This window comes from Nocardioides sp. Leaf285 (genome assembly GCF_001422955.1).
In the GTDB taxonomy this organism is placed as follows: domain Bacteria; phylum Actinomycetota; class Actinomycetes; order Propionibacteriales; family Nocardioidaceae; genus Nocardioides; species Nocardioides kribbensis.
In genome coordinates this window covers 986,443-1,001,219 of the sequence record NZ_LMNH01000003.1, presented here as the reverse complement: position 1 = coordinate 1,001,219, position 14,777 = coordinate 986,443, and the positions used below count along the sequence as shown (strand labels likewise).

The 14,777-nt window shown below is 73.0% G+C and carries 13 protein-coding genes; 4 read left to right on the top strand and 9 right to left on the bottom strand.

The features are described 5' to 3' along the window. Positions 1-108 precede the first annotated feature (108 nt). The 4 genes from tkt (at position 109) to pgl (ending at position 5,776) form a co-directional block, all read left to right on the top strand. Entirely contained in the window at positions 109-2,214 is a 2,106-nt protein-coding gene (gene tkt / locus ASF47_RS12990; RefSeq protein WP_056864342.1) for a transketolase, read from the top strand. 90 nt (positions 2,215-2,304) lie between these two features. After that, on the top strand, positions 2,305-3,411 hold the full coding sequence (gene tal, locus ASF47_RS12985) for a transaldolase (protein WP_056864341.1): 1,107 nt from the start codon (positions 2,305-2,307) through the stop codon (positions 3,409-3,411). Next, positions 3,408-5,051 (top strand): glucose-6-phosphate isomerase, encoded by a 1,644-nt coding sequence (locus ASF47_RS12980; RefSeq protein WP_082500267.1) that lies wholly within the window; start codon positions 3,408-3,410, stop codon positions 5,049-5,051. Before tal ends, ASF47_RS12980 begins: the two co-directional genes overlap by 4 nt. Continuing rightward, positions 5,048-5,776: a 6-phosphogluconolactonase gene (gene pgl, locus ASF47_RS12975; protein WP_056864340.1), complete on the top strand. Its 729-nt coding sequence runs from the start codon at positions 5,048-5,050 to the stop codon at positions 5,774-5,776. Before ASF47_RS12980 ends, pgl begins: the two co-directional genes overlap by 4 nt. Before the next feature lie 97 nt (positions 5,777-5,873). On the opposite strand, the gene ASF47_RS12970 is transcribed toward pgl, so the two are convergent. The 9 genes from ASF47_RS12970 to uvrC form a co-directional block, all read right to left on the bottom strand. After that, positions 5,874-6,233 carry an RNA polymerase-binding protein RbpA gene (locus tag ASF47_RS12970; protein WP_056864339.1) on the bottom strand — a complete coding sequence of 120 codons (360 nt, stop codon included), beginning with the start codon at positions 6,231-6,233 and terminating at the stop codon, positions 5,874-5,876. A 24-nt stretch (positions 6,234-6,257) separates the two neighbouring features. Beyond that, entirely contained in the window at positions 6,258-6,494 is a 237-nt protein-coding gene (gene secG, locus ASF47_RS12965; protein ID WP_056864338.1) for a preprotein translocase subunit SecG, read from the bottom strand. A gap of 30 nt (positions 6,495-6,524) precedes the next feature. Next, the gene (gene tpiA, locus ASF47_RS12960; protein WP_056864337.1) at positions 6,525-7,295 is read right to left on the bottom strand and encodes a triose-phosphate isomerase; all 771 of its coding nucleotides are present in this window, start codon (positions 7,293-7,295) and stop codon (positions 6,525-6,527) included. Between the two features lie 27 nt (positions 7,296-7,322). Beyond that, entirely contained in the window at positions 7,323-8,534 is a 1,212-nt protein-coding gene (locus tag ASF47_RS12955) for a phosphoglycerate kinase (protein ID WP_056864336.1), read from the bottom strand. A gap of 1 nt (position 8,535) precedes the next feature. After that, a complete protein-coding gene (gap, locus tag ASF47_RS12950) occupies positions 8,536-9,531 on the bottom strand; it encodes a type I glyceraldehyde-3-phosphate dehydrogenase (protein ID WP_056864335.1) in 996 nt (331 codons plus the stop codon). Between the two features lie 196 nt (positions 9,532-9,727). Continuing rightward, positions 9,728-10,714, bottom strand: a complete 987-nt coding sequence (gene whiA / locus ASF47_RS12945) for a DNA-binding protein WhiA (protein WP_056864334.1) — start codon at positions 10,712-10,714, stop codon at positions 9,728-9,730. A gap of 60 nt (positions 10,715-10,774) precedes the next feature. Further along, a complete protein-coding gene (locus tag ASF47_RS12940; protein ID WP_056864333.1) occupies positions 10,775-11,773 on the bottom strand; it encodes a gluconeogenesis factor YvcK family protein in 999 nt (332 codons plus the stop codon). Then, complete coding sequence (rapZ, locus tag ASF47_RS12935) at positions 11,770-12,645, bottom strand: RNase adapter RapZ (RefSeq protein WP_056864332.1); 876 nt, start codon at positions 12,643-12,645, stop codon at positions 11,770-11,772. Before rapZ ends, ASF47_RS12940 begins: the two co-directional genes overlap by 4 nt. Continuing rightward, on the bottom strand, positions 12,645-14,720 hold the full coding sequence (uvrC, locus tag ASF47_RS12930; protein ID WP_082500265.1) for an excinuclease ABC subunit UvrC: 2,076 nt from the start codon (positions 14,718-14,720) through the stop codon (positions 12,645-12,647). The genes rapZ and uvrC overlap by 1 nt, the downstream gene beginning before the upstream one ends. Positions 14,721-14,777 lie beyond the last annotated feature (57 nt).

The following is a 14,777-nucleotide window of genomic DNA, read 5'->3' as shown; positions in this document are numbered from 1 at the left end:
GCCGGGGGTGAGTAGGCTCGGAATCGCCTGCGCGACCTCGCTGTTGAGGCACGTGTCGACCCGCTCCTCGCGGTGTCGGCGCCCCCGAATCCCGCCGGAAGGACCCTTGTGAGCACTACCCCCGCCCTGGACTGGACCGAGCTGGACGCGAAGGCGGTCGACACCGCGCGCGTGCTGGCGATGGACTCCGTGCAGAAGGTCGGCAACGGCCACCCCGGCACCGCGATGAGCCTCGCGCCGGTGGCCTACCTGCTCTTCCAGAAGGTCATGCGCCACGACCCGGCCGACCCCGAGTGGATCGCCCGCGACCGCTTCGTGCTCTCGTGCGGCCACTCCTCCATCACGCTCTACACGCAGCTCTTCCTCGGCGGCTTCGGTCTGGAGATCGAGGACCTCAAGGCCCTGCGCACCTGGGGCTCCAAGACCCCCGGCCACCCCGAGCTCGGCCACACCGCCGGCGTCGAGGTCACCACCGGGCCCCTGGGCCAGGGTGTCGCCAACGCCGTCGGCATGGCCATGTCGGCCCGGCGCGTGCACGGCCTGCTCGACGCCGACGCCGCCCCCGGCGAGGGCCTCTTCGACCACCACGTCTACGCGCTGTGCAGCGACGGCGACCTCCAGGAGGGCGTGAGCGGCGAGGCCTCCTCGATCGCCGGCACCCAGGAGCTCGGCAACCTCACGGTCATCTACGACCGCAACCGGATCTCGATCGAGGGCGACACCGACATCGCCTTCACCGAGGACGTCGCGAAGCGCTACGAGGCCTACGGCTGGCACGTGCAGAACGTCGACTGGACCCACGGCGGCGCGGAGTACGCCGAGGACGTGCCGGCCCTGCACGACGCGGTCGTCGCGGCCCGCGAGGTGACCGACAAGCCCTCGCTCATCGTGCTCGACACGATCATCGCCTGGCCGGCCCCGTCGGCCCAGGGCACCGAGAAGGCCCACGGCAGCGCCCTGGGCGACGAGGAGGTCGCGGCCACCAAGAAGGTGCTCGGCTGGGACCCCGAGCAGCGCTTCGAGGTGCCCGCCGACGTGCTCGAGCACACCCGTGGCCTGCGTCAGCGCGGCGCCGCGTGGGGCGACAAGTGGGACGAGCGCTACCGCGCCTGGGCCGAGGCCCACCCCGAGCGCGCCACCCTGCTGCACCGCCTGAAGTCGCGCAGCCTGCCCGAGGGCCTCGCCGACGCGCTGCCGGTCTTCCCCGCCGACGCCAAGGGTGTCGCCACCCGCTCGGCCTCCGGCAAGGTCATCAACGCCGTCGCGGCGCGCATGCCCGAGCTGTGGGGCGGCTCGGCCGACCTGGCCGGCTCCAACAACACCACCATCGAGGACGCCCCGTCCTTCCTGCCCGTGAGCCGCGACACCGAGGACTGGAAGGCCGACCCCCACCAGGGCCGCGTGCTCCACTTCGGCATCCGCGAGCACGGCATGGGCGCGATCATGAACGGCATCGCCGCCGACAAGCTGACCCGCGTCTTCGGCGGCACGTTCCTGACCTTCTCCGACTACATGCGCGGTGCGGTGCGCGTGGCGGCGCTGAGCAAGCTGCCCGTCACCTACGTGTGGACCCACGACTCCATCGGTCTCGGCGAGGACGGCCCCACCCACCAGCCGATCGAGCACCTGGCCGCGCTGCGGGCCATGCCGGGCCTCGACGTCGTCCGCCCGGCCGACGCCAACGAGACCGCCGCGGCGTGGCTGCACATCCTCGGCCGCACCGACACCCCCGCCGCGCTGGCGCTGACCCGGCAGAACGTGCCGGTCTTCCCCCGCGGCGAGGACGGCTACGCCGGCGCCGAGGGTGTGGCCCGCGGCGGCTACGTGCTGCTCGAGGCCGAGGGCGGCGTGCCCGACGTCGTGCTGATCGGCACCGGCTCGGAGGTCCAGGTCGCGGTCGCGGCGCGCGAGCTCCTCGCCGCCGACGGCATCAAGGCCCGCGTCGTCTCCATGCCCTGCGTGGAGTGGTTCGAGGAGCAGGACGAGGCCTACCGCGAGACCGTCATCCCCACCACGGTCAAGGCCCGCGTCTCCGTCGAGGCCGGCGTGAGGCAGGGCTGGCGCGAGTACGTCGGCGACCACGGTCGCATCGTCTCCATCGACCAGTACGGCGCCTCGGCCGACTACCAGCGCATCTACGACGAGTACGGCATCACCGGCGAGGCCGTGGCCAACGCCGCGCGCGACAGCTTCCGCACCGTCACGGGCTCCTGAGCGCGCGAGCGCCCACCCCGCACCCGACCACCCGGCAGCAGCCGGCCCCACCCGGCGCCACCCGGCACCGCCCAGCACAGGGAGAAACCCATGAGTGATCGTCTGAAGGCCCTCGCCGACGCGGGGGTGTCCATCTGGCTCGACGACCTGTCGCGCGAGCGCATCGAGAGCGGCAACCTGGCCGAGCTCGTCAAGGACAGCTCGGTGGTCGGCGTGACCACCAACCCGACCATCTTCGCCGGCGCCATCGCCGACGGCGAGCGCTACGACGAGCAGGTCGGGCGCCTGGTCGCCGAGGGCCACGACGTCGACAAGGTGATCTTCGAGCTCACGACCGAGGACGTCCGCAACGCCTGCGACGTGCTGGCCCCCGTGGCCGACGGCTCCTCCTCCGACGGCCGGGTCTCGATCGAGGTCGAGCCCGACCTCGCCAACGACACCGCCGGCACCATCGCCTCGGCGCAGGCCCTCTGGGCCGCGGTCGACCGCCCCAACGCGCTCATCAAGATCCCCGCCACCAAGGAGGGCCTGCCGGCCATCACCGCGGCGATCGCCCAGGGCATCAGCGTCAACGTGACCCTGATCTTCGGCGAGCAGCGCTACCGCGAGGTCATGGACGCCTACCTCACCGGCCTCGAGCAGGCCCGCGACGCCGGGCTCGACCTCGCCTCGATCCAGTCGGTGGCGTCGTTCTTCGTCTCCCGCGTCGACTCCGAGGTCGACTCACGCCTCGAGGCGATCGGCTCCGAGGAGGCCCTCGCCCTGCGCGGCGAGGCCGCGGTCGCCAACGCCCGCCTGGCCTACGCCGCCTTCGAGGAGGTGCACGCCAGCGACCGGTGGAAGCAGCTCGCCGACGCCGGCGCCCACGCCCAGCGTCCGCTGTGGGCCTCGACCGGCGTGAAGAACCCGGACTACTCCGACACCCTCTACGTCACCGACCTGGTGGTCGCCGGCACCGTCAACACCATGCCGGAGAAGACCATGCAGGCCTTCGCCGACCACGGCGAGGTCGAGGGCGACAAGGTCAGCGGCCGCAAGGCCGAGGCCGAGCAGGTCTTCGCCTCGCTGGCCTCGGTCGGGATCGACTTCGAGGACGTGCTCGTCGTGCTCGAGCACGAGGGCGTCGACAAGTTCAAGAAGTCGTGGACCGAGCTGGTCGAGACCGTGAAGGGCCAGATGCAGCAGGCTGCGAAGTGACGGCCTGGAGCACCGCCGAGGGCCCCGGCTTCTCCCTGGCCCTCGGCTACCGCGACGAGCGGGCCTACGCCGACCTCGTGCAGCAGCTGGTGACCGACCGGGTCGCCTCCGGCATCGCCGCGCGCGACCGGACCCTGTGGGGCCCGGCCGCCGAGGACGAGGCCGGCAAGCGGCTCGCCTGGGTCTCGCTGTCCACCGAGTCGCGGGGCCTGGTCGACGACGTCGCCGCGCTCCAGGTCGAGCACCGCGAGGCCGGGCTGTCCCGGGTCGTGCTGTGCGGCATGGGCGGCTCCTCGCTGGCCCCCGAGGTCATCTGCGCCGAGGCGGGCGTCGAGCTGGTCGTCCTGGACTCCTCCGACCCCGACTTCGTGCGCGCCGCCCTCGAGGACCGGCTCGCCGAGACCGTGGTCGTCGTGTCGTCGAAGTCCGGCGGCACGGTGGAGACCGACAGCCAGCGACGCGCCTTCGAGAAGGCCTTCGCCGACGCCGGGATCGACCCCGCCACGCGGATCGTGGTCGTGACCGACCCCGGCTCGCCCCTGGAGGAGTCGGCGCGCGACGCGGGCTACCGCGTGTTCCTGGCCGACCCCGAGGTCGGCGGGCGCTACTCCGCGCTCACGGCCTTCGGTCTCGTGCCCAGCGGCCTGGCCGGCGCCGACATCGCGCGGCTGCTCGACCAGGCCGAGGCGGTGCGCCCGGCGCTGGAGGCCGACGGGGTCGACAACCCCGGCCTGCGGCTCGGCGCGCTGCTCGGTGCGGCCAACCTCGCGGGGGCCGACAAGCTGGTGCTGGCCGACGCGGGGTCGACGTACCCCGGCTTCGGCGACTGGGCCGAGCAGCTCGTGGCCGAGTCGACGGGCAAGGACGGCAAGGGCATCCTCCCGGTCGTCGTGGGCTCCGTCGCCGCGCCGAACTTCTCCCCCTCGGGCGCCGACGGGGTGCTCGTGACCTTCGGTCCCGACGCCGCGGCGGCCGAGGACGCCCGACCGGCCTCCGGCTGGGGCGCCCACGTCGACGCCGGTCTCGGCGCACAGATGCTGCTGTGGGAGTACGCCACCGCCGTCGCCGGACGCGTCATCGGCATCAACCCCTTCGACCAGCCCGACGTGGAGAGCGCCAAGGCCGCGGCCCGCGAGATGCTCGACGGCGGGGGGGCCTCCCCCACGCCGGTCTTCGTCGACGGGTCCGTGTCGGTCTACGCCAGCGAGGGCTGGCTGCCCGAGGGCACGACGACCGTGGCGGACGCCGTGGAGGCGCTGCTGAGCCACCTCGACGGCGAGCACGGGTATGTCGCGGTCCAGGCCTACCTCGACCGCCACCGCGACGCCGCCCTCGCCGACGTGCGCGACGCGCTGGCCGAGCGCACCGGCCGGCCGGTGACCTTCGGGTGGGGCCCGCGCTTCCTGCACTCGACCGGGCAGTACCACAAGGGCGGACCCGACACCGGCGTCTACGTCCAGGTCACCGGCGACCCCGTCGCTGACCTGGCGGTGCCGGACCGTCCCTTCACGTTCCACGAGTTCCTCACCGCCCAGGCCGTCGGCGACGGCAGCGTGCTGGCCGACAAGGGGCGCCCGGTGCTGCGCCTGCACGTGACGGGCCCCGGGGAGCTGGGCGCGGTCAGCGGGGCCCTGCGGTGAGCACCGAGCCGCGGGTCGAGGTGCACGACGACCCCCGGGTCCTCGCCACCGCCGTGGCCGGCGAGCTGCTGGGCCGTCTGGCCGACGCCCAGCGTGCCGGCCGGGTCCCGCAGGTCGTGCTGACCGGCGGCACCATCGCCGGGCACGTGCACGAGGCGGTGGCCCAGCTGGCGCCGGCGGCCGAGGTCGACTGGTCCCGGGTCGTGCTGTGGTGGGGCGACGAGCGCTTCGTGGCCCCCGACTCCGAGGAGCGCAACGCGGGAGCCGCACGCCGCGCCTTCGTCGACGCCGTGGGGGTGCCCGAGGAGCAGGTCCACGAGATGCCCTCGACGTCCGACGCCGCCGACGTCGAGGCCGCCGCCGAGGCCTACGCCGCGACCTTCGCCGCGCACGGCGCCGACGAGCTCGAGGTGGTCATGCTCGGCATGGGCCCCGACGGGCACGTGGCCTCGCTCTTCCCGGGCCAGGCCGCGCTCGCGGTCGAGGACCGCGACGTCGTGGCCGTCCCCGACTCCCCCAAGCCGCCGCCGCAGCGGGTCTCGCTCACCTTCCCGGCCCTGCGCCGCGCCCGCGCGGTGTGGTTCCTGGTGAGCGGCGAGGCCAAGGCCGACGCCGTGGCGCAGGCCCTCGGCGACGCAGCCGTGGAGCAGATCCCCGCCGTCGGGGTCTCCGGACGCGAGGAGACCACCTGGTTCCTCGACCGCGAGGCCGCCTCCGCCGTCTGAGCCGGCGCGTGCGACCGAGGCACGCGACACACGCGAGGCCGGCCGCTCCCCTCGGGAGCGGCCGGCCTCGTGGTCTGCGTGGGCCCGTGGCGCGGGCTCAGAAGATCAGGTCGCCCGACTTGCGGCGGCGGCGCAGCAGCGAGAGCGCCTCGTCGAGGATGTCGGCGGCCTCCTGGTCGGAGCGCCGCTCCTTCACGTAGGCCAGGTGGGTCTTGTAGGGCTCGATCTTGGTCGCCGGCGGAGCGTTCTCGGAGTCGCGCCCGGCGGGCAGACCGCACTTGGGGCAGTCCCAGGAGTCGGGCACCGTCGCCTCGACCGAGAAGGTCACGACCGAGCTGTGGGCGTGGGAGCAGAAGTACGTCACCGCCTGTCGCGGCGCCGCCTCACCCCGCTCGGCCTCGCCCATCGGGCCGGCGCCGACCCGGCTGCCACGAATAGCGTTCCCTGCTCCAGCCATGTGCGGTCTCCTCAGCTCTCGGGGTCAGGCCTGGTAGGCCAGCAGCAGGCCCAGGGCGATCACGGTGGCGAACCAGATGATGCCGATGCCGACCGTCAGCCGGTCGAGGTTGCGCTCGGCGACCGACGAGCCCCCCAGCGAGCTGGAGACGCCGCCGCCGAACATGTCGGACATGCCGCCTCCGCGGCCCTTGTGCAGCAGGACGAGAAGGATCATCAGCGCGCTCGTGATGACCAGGACGATGGTGAAGACTAGATCCACAGTCGGGAATCCTACGTCACGCGAGCCGGGTCACAGGACCGGCATGTCGGAGAAGCGGCAGATGCCGCTGAACTCGTCGACCTGCAGGCTCGCGCCGCCCACGAGGGCGCCGTCGACGTCGTCCTTGGCCATGATCCCCGCGACGTTGCCGGCCTTGACCGAGCCGCCGTAGAGCACCCGCAGACCGTCGGCCGCGGCGTCGCCGTGGACCTCGCGCACCCGGGCCCGGATCGCCCCGCAGACCTCCTGGGCGTCCTCGGGGGTGGCGACCTCGCCGGTGCCGATGGCCCAGACCGGCTCGTAGGCCACGACCAGCCCGGCGACCTGCTCGGCGGTGAAGCCCGCCAGCGAGCCGTCGACCTGGGCGAGGGTGTGCGCGACGTGCTCCCCGGCGCGACGCACCTCGAGGCCCTCGCCCACGCACACGATCGGGACCATGCCGGCGGCGTGCGCCTTGTGGGCCTTGGTGTTGACCACGGCGTCGGTCTCGCCGTGGTGCTCGCGGCGCTCGGAGTGCCCCACGACGACGTAGGAGCAGCCGAGCTTGGCCAGCATCGCGGCCGAGATCTCACCGGTGAAGGCGCCGGAGTCCTGGGTGGAGACGTCCTGGGCGCCGTAGCGCACGGAGAGGCGGTCGCCGTCGACCAGGGTCTGGACCGAGCGCAGGTCGGTGAAGGGCGGCACCACGACGACCTCGACCTCGCCGAAGTCGTGGCGCTTGTCCTGCAGCGTCCAGGCCAGCTTCTGGACCAGCACCACCGCTTCCTGGTGGTTGAGGTTCATCTTCCAGTTGCCCGCCATGAGCGGGGTGCGTGTCGTGGGCACGGTTCAGTCCTCCAGGACGTCGATGCCGGGGAGCGTCTTGCCCTCGAGGTACTCGAGGCTCGCGCCGCCGCCGGTGGAGATGTGGCCGAAGGCCGACTCGTCGAAGCCGAGCGTGCGCACCGCCGCGGCGGAGTCACCCCCGCCGACCACCGAGAGGCCCTCGACCTCGGTCAGTGCCTGGGCGACCGCCCGCGTGCCGTCGGAGAACTCCGCGACCTCGAAGACGCCCATCGGGCCGTTCCAGAACACGGTGCGCGCCCCGGAGAGCGCCGCCGCGAAGTCGGCCGCCGAGGCGGGGCCGATGTCGAGGCCCAGGCAGTCGGCCGGGATCGCCGTGGCGGCGACCACCCTGGGCTGCGGGGTCGCCTCGCCGGTCGGGAAGGTCGTGTCGACCACGATGTCACCGGGCAGGAGGATCTCCACGCCCGACTCCGCGGCCCGCGCGAGGTACTCCCGGCAGGTGTCGAGCTGGTCCTGCTCCAGCAGGCTCTTGCCGACCTCGTGGCCCTGGGCCGCGAGGAAGGTGAAGACCATGCCGCCGCCGATGAGGAGCTTGTCGGCCTTGCCCAGCAGGTTGTCGATCACCCCGAGCTTGTCGGAGACCTTCGAGCCGCCGAGCACCACGACGTAGGGGCGCTCCGGGGTGTCGGTGAGCCGGCGCAGCACGTCGATCTCGGTGGCGACCAGGTCACCCATCGCGTGGGGCAGCAGCTGGGCGACGTCGTAGACGCTGGCCTGCTTGCGGTGCACCACGCCGAACCCGTCGGAGACGAAGGCGTCGGCGAGCCCGGCGAGCTGCTCGGCGAACTCCCGCCGCTCGGCGTCGTCCTTGCTGGTCTCGCCGGCGTTGAACCGCACGTTCTCCAGCAGGGCGACCTCGCCGCCCTCGAGCCCGGCCACGGTGGAGCGGGCGCTCTCACCGACGGTGTCGGTGGCGAAGGCGACGTCGGCGCCGAGCAGCTCGCCGAGCCGCTCGGCCACCGGGGCCAGCGAGTAGCGCTGCTCGGGGGCACCCTTCGGGCGGCCGAGGTGCGCGGTCACCACCACCCGCGCGCCGGCCTCGGCCAGCGAGCGGATGGTGGGGACGCTGGCACGGATGCGGCCGTCGTCGGTGATGCGCTGCTGGTCGGCGTCGCCCTCGAGCGGGACGTTGAGGTCGGAGCGGACCAGGACCCGCTTGCCCCGCAGGTCACCGAGGGAGGAGAGGTCGCTCACGTCAGAGGGTCTCGCCGATGTAGCCGATGAGGTCGACGAGGCGGTTGGAGTAGCCCCACTCGTTGTCGTACCAGCCGACGACCTTCACCTGGTTGCCGATGACCTTGGTCAGCGGGGCGTCGAAGATGCACGACGCCGGGTCGGTGACGATGTCGCTGGAGACGATCGGGTCGGTGGAGTACTTCAGGAAGCGGCCGTCGGCGGCCTTCTCGATGATCGCGTTGACCTCCTCCACCGTGGTCTCGCGCGAGGCCTCGAAGGTCAGGTCGGTGGCCGAGCCGGTGGGCACGGGCACGCGCAGGGCGTAGCCGTCGAGCTTGCCCTTGAGCTCGGGCAGCACCAGGCCGATCGCCTTGGCCGCACCGGTCGAGGTCGGCACCACGTTGAGGGCCGCGGCGCGGGCGCGACGCAGGTCCTTGTGGATGTTGTCCTGGAGGTTCTGGTCGGCGGTGTAGGCGTGGATGGTCGTCATCAGACCCTTGACGATGCCGAGGTCGTCGTTGAGGGCCTTGGCCATCGGGCCCAGGCAGTTGGTGGTGCACGAGGCGTTGGAGATGACGTGGTGCTGCGCGGCGTCGTAGTCGGTGTGGTTGACGCCCATCACGACCGTGATGTCCTCGTTGGAGGCCGGCGCCGAGATGATGACCTTCTTGGCCCCGGCGTCGAGGTGGCCCTTGGCCTTGGTGGCGTCGGTGAAGAAGCCGGTCGACTCGACCACGACGTCGACACCGATCTCGCCCCACTTGAGGTCGGCGGGGTTGCGCTCGGCGAAGGCGTGGATCTCGGTGCCTCCGACGACGATCGCGGAGTCGGTGCTGGAGACGTCGGCGTCGAGGCGGCCCAGGATCGAGTCGTACTTCAGCAGGTGGGCGAGCACCGCGTTGTCGGTGAGGTCGTTGACCCCCACGATCTCGATGTCGGCGCCCGAGGCGCGGACGGCGCGGAAGAAGTTGCGGCCGATGCGGCCGAAACCGTTGATGCCTACGCGAACGGTCACGGGTGGAGCTCCTGCTCTGGAGAGGACGGTGTACTCGGGTGGATCAGGGATGGATCAGCGTGGTGGATCAGCTCTGCGGGCACGTCGGCCGGGACGGCGTGACGGCCGCCGTCGACCCTAGCGGGTGGCGACCCCGGCGGCGCCGAGCGTCCCGTCGTACGTGCCGGTAACCGTGGGGGCGCACGGACGGCGCTGCTCAGCCCTCGTCGGCGAGCATGTCGGGGGTCAGCGAGGCCTCGGTGTCGGGGATGCCGAGCTCCTCGGCCCGCTTGTCGGCCATCGCGAGCAGCCGCCGGATGCGCCCGGCGATGGCGTCCTTGGTGAGCACCGGCTCGTGGAGCTGCCCCAGCTCCTCCAGGGAGGCCTGCTTGTGCTCGAGGCGCAGGGTGCCGGCCATCTTGAGGTGGTCGGGCACCTCGTCGCCGAGGATCTCCATCGCACGGTCGACCCGGGCACCGGCGGCCACGGCCGCACGCGCCGAGCGGCGCAGGTTGGCGTCGTCGAAGTTGGCGAGGCGGTTGGCGGTGGCACGCACCTCCCGGCGCATGCGGCGCTCCTCCCAGGCCATGAGCGACTCGTGGGCGCCCAGGCGGGTCAGCAGCTGCCCGATGGCGTCACCGTCGCGGATCACCACGCGGTCGACGCCGCGCACCTCGCGGGCCTTGGCCTGGATGCCCAGGCGGCGGGCGACGCCGACGAGTGCGAGCGCCGCCTCGGGCCCCGGGCAGGTGACCTCCAGCGACGAGGACCGCCCGGGCTCGGTGAGCGAGCCGTGGGCCAGGAAGGCCCCGCGCCACGAGGCCACGGCGTCGCAGCCGCCCCCGGCGACGACCGCCGGGGGCAGACCGCGCACGGGCCGTCCGCGCTGGTCGAGCAGGCCGGTCTGGCGGGCCAGCGACTCGCCGTCGCGCACCACCCGCACGATGTAGCGGCTGCCCTTGCGGATGCCGTTGCCCTGCACCATCACCACGTCGGAGGCGTGGCCGTAGACCTCCGCGATGTCCTTGCGCAGCCGGCGGGCCGCGGCGCCGGTGTCGAGCTCGGCCTCCACGACGATCCGCCCGCTCACGATGTGCAGACCGCCTGCGAAGCGGAGCATCGAGGCGACCTCGGCCTTGCGGCAGCAGGTCTTGGTGATCTGGGTGCTGGCCAGCTCGGCCTTCACCTGTGCCGTCATCGCCATGGGCCGATCCTCGCACGCGAGTCAATCACCGCGGGCACCGGGACGAGGGCCCCCGACGCCTCAGGAGTCGGCCATCACGGTCTCGAAGCAGGCCGCCAGGCGGTCGGGGTCGTGGCGTGGGGAACCATCGTCGTGGGCGACGTCACCCACCACGAGACGGGCTCCGTGGGCGGCCACCTGCTGCTCGAGGAGCGCCCGCTCGCCGGGCTCGTCGCCCACCTGGCGGGCGTCGGCCAGCACCGTGTGGATGCGCAGGTCGGGAGCGTGCTCGGCGAGCACCGCCAGGTGGTCCACCGGTCCGAAGCCGCCGGTCTCCCCCGGCTGCTCGGCGAGGTTGAGCACGACCACGACCCGCGCCTCGGTCTCGACGAGCGCCCGCCGCAGGTCGGGCACCATCAGGTGCGGGATGACGGAGGTGAACCACGAGCCGGGGCCCAGCACGACCCAGTCGGCGGCGCGCACGGCGGCGACCGCCTCCGGGCAGGCCTCGGGGGCCGGCGGGTCGAGGTCGACCGCCGTGATGGCACCGGCGGTCGTCGCGACCTCTACCTGGCCGCGCACCGTGGTGAGGGCGTCGGGCGCGCCCGGGTCGAGGCCGCGCACGCGCGCGGTGATGTCCATGGGCGTCAGCGCCATCGGCAGCACGCGGCCGGAGGCGCCGAGCAGCCGACCGACCCAGTCGAGGGCCTGCACGTGGTCGCCGAGCAGCTCCCAGAGGGTCACGATGAGCAGGTTGCCGGTGACGTGGCCGCGCATCTCGCCGTCGCCGGCGTAGCGGTGCTGCAGCACCCTCGACCAGGTCGCACCCCACTCGTCGTCGCCGCACAGCGCGGCGAGGGCCATGCGCAGGTCGCCCGGGGGCAGCACGCCGAACTCGCCGCGCAGGCGGCCCGAGGAGCCACCGTTGTCGGCGACCGTGACCACGGCGGTGAGGTCGTCGACGACCAGCTCGCCCACCAGGCGCCGCAGCGCCTGCAGGGAGGCGAAGAGACCGTGGCCGCCACCGAGGGCGACCACCGACTGGGCGCGGTCGTGGTCGCGGCGCGACGGGGGCGTCACTCGCGCCCCAGGTCGCGGTGGGTCGCGGTGGCGTCGAGCCCGGCCTCGACCAGGCGACGGGTGGTCTCCTCGGTCATCGCCACGCTGCGGTGCTTGCCACCGGTGCACCCGATGGCCACGCGCATGAAGCGCTTGCCCTCGCGCAGGTAGCCCTCGGCCACTCCGGTGAGCAGGGGGACGTAGGCGTCGAGGAACTCCTCGGCCCCGTCGCGGGACAGCACGTAGCCCGCGACCTCGGGGTCGCGCCCCGTGCCCGGACGCAGCTCGGGGATCCAGTGGGGGTTGGGCAGGAAGCGCATGTCGGCGACGAAGTCGGCGTCGACGGGGATGCCGTACTTGAAGCCGAAGCTGATGACCCGGATGCGCAGCGCCGTGGAGTCGGGGGTGCCGAAGGCCTCCGAGATCCGGGCCGTGAGCTGGTGGACGTTGAGCGCGGAGGTGTCGATGAGCAGGTCGGCGTCGCCGCGCAGGTCGGCCAGCACCTCGCGCTCGCGCTGGAGCCCGTCGAGCAGGCGACCCGAGCCCTGCAGCGGGTGGGGGCGGCGCGCGGCCTCCTGCCGTCGCACCAGCACCTCGTCGGTGGCCTCGAGGAAGACCAGGGTGGTGCGCCGGCCCACCGAGTCGTGGGCGAGGTTGGCCCGCAGCGAGGCGAAGAACGACCCCGAGCGCACGTCGACCACCACCGCGATCGGCTGGCTGAGGCCCTGGCTGTCGTCGACGAGGCGCACCACCTCGCGCACCAGGCTCGGCGGGAGGTTGTCGACGACGAAGTAGCCGAGGTCCTCCAGCTCCTTGGCCGCGGTGCTGCGGCCTGCCCCCGTCATGCCGGTGACGACCACCAGCTCGCCCCGCTCGGGACCGACCTGCTCCATCACGACTCCTCGATGATCTCGCCCGTGGCGGTGTTGACGCTGTAGGTCGGGCCGGCGCCGGGCGCGGCGGTGCCCCCGCCGCCCCCGTCACCGACCTTGGTGCCGCCCTTGGCGGACGCCGCGGCCACGGCGTCCTTGATGGCCGCGGCCGTGCGCGGGCCGATGCCCGGCACGGTGGCGATCTCCTCCACCTCGGCCTCGCGCAGCTTCTTCAGCGACCCGAAGTGCTTCATCAGGGTCTTGCGCCGCACCTCCCCCAGCCCGGGCACGTCGTCGAGGGCGCTCTCGACCATGCTCTTGGAGCGTCGGGAGCGGTGGTGGTTGATGGCGAAGCGGTGGGCCTCGTCGCGGATCCGCTGGAGCAGGTAGAGACCCTCGGAGGAGCGGGCCAGGATGACCGGGTCCTCCTGGGCCGGCAGCCAGACCTCCTCCAGCCGCTTGGCCAGGCCGCAGACGGGGATGTCGTCGATCCCGAGCTCGTCGAGGGCCCGCTGGGCGGCCGCCACCTGGGGCGGCCCGCCGTCGACGACGACGAGGCCGGGGGCGTAGGCGAACTTGCGCGGACGGCCGGTCTCGGGGTCGACCAGCATCGGACCGCTGGAGGGGTCGCCCGCGTCGCCGGGGCGCACCTCGGAGCGGGCCTGCTCGTCGAGCAGCCGGCGGAAGCGCCGGGTGATGACCTCGTGCATCGAGGCCACGTCGTTCTGGCCGTCGACGCCCTTGATGACGAAGCGGCGGTACTCGCCCTTGCGGCTGAGCCCGTCCTCGAAGACCACCATCGAGGCCACCACCTCGGTGCCCTGGAGGTTGGAGACGTCGTAGCACTCGATGCGCAGCGGCACGTCGTCGAGGTCGAGGGCGTCCTGGATCTCCTCCAGCGCACGGTTGCGGGTGGTGAGGTCGCTGGCGCGCTTGGTCTTGTGCAGCGCCAGCGACTGCCGGGCGTTGCTGGCCACGGTCTCCTGCAGCGTCTTCTTGTCGCCGCGCTGCGGCACCCGGATCTGCACCTTGCCGCCGCGCAGGTCGCCGAGCAGCTCCTCGAAGGTGGCCAGGTCGGGCGGGAGCGCCGGCACCAGGATCTCGCGCGGGATCGCGTCGCCCTGCGCGTCGCGGCCGGCGCCGGCGTAGAGCTGGAGCAGGAAGTCGTCGACCAGCTCGGCGGTGCCGCCCTCGTCGACGCGGTCGGCGACCCAGCCCCGCTGGCCGCGGATCCGGCCGCCGCGCACGTAGAAGACCTGCACCGCCACCTCGAGGGGGTCCTCGGCGAAGGCGATGACGTCGGCGTCGGCGCCGTCGCCGAGCACGACGGCCTGCTTCTCCAGCGCCCGCTGCATCGCCCCGAGGTCGTCGCGCAGCCGAGCCGCCTTCTCGAAGTCCATCGCGTCGGACGCGGCGTACATCTCCTTCTCGATGCGACGCGTGAAGGGCCGGGTCTGCCCGCCCATGAAGTCGCAGAAGTCGTCGACGATCGCGCGGTGCTCGTCCGCGCTGACCTTGCCCACGCAGGGCGCGGAGCACTTGTCGATGTAGCCCAGCAGGCAGGGGCGCCCGATCTGGGCGGAGCGCTTGAAGACGCCGTTGCTGCACGAGCGCATCGGGAAGACCCGCAGCAGGATGTCGACGGTCTCGCGGATGGCCCAGGCGTGGCTGTAGGGGCCGAAGTACCGCGTGCCGCGTCGCTTGGCGCCGCGCCCGACCATCACCCGGGGGTACTCCTCGCCGACGGTGACGGCCAGCCAGGGGTAGGACTTGTCGTCGCGGTACTTCACGTTGAAGCGCGGGTCGTACTCCTTGATCCAGGAGTACTCCAGCTGGAGCGCCTCGACCTCGGTGTTGACCACCGTCCACTCCACCCCGGCGGCGGTGGTGACCATCGTGGCCGTGCGCTGGTGCAGGTTGGCGATGTCCTGGAAGTACGAGGAGAGCCGCGCGCGGAGGTTCTTGGCCTTGCCGACGTAGATCACCCGGCCGGCCGCGTCGCGGAACCGGTAGACCCCCGGCTGGGTGGGGATCGACCCCGGCTCGGGACGGTAGGACAGCGGGCCGCGGGAGGGTCGGGCGGATCGTGACGGCACGCCTCAACCCTACGGTCGCCCACCGACGGTCCACGCCGGCGGGCGCCCCGCGAGGCG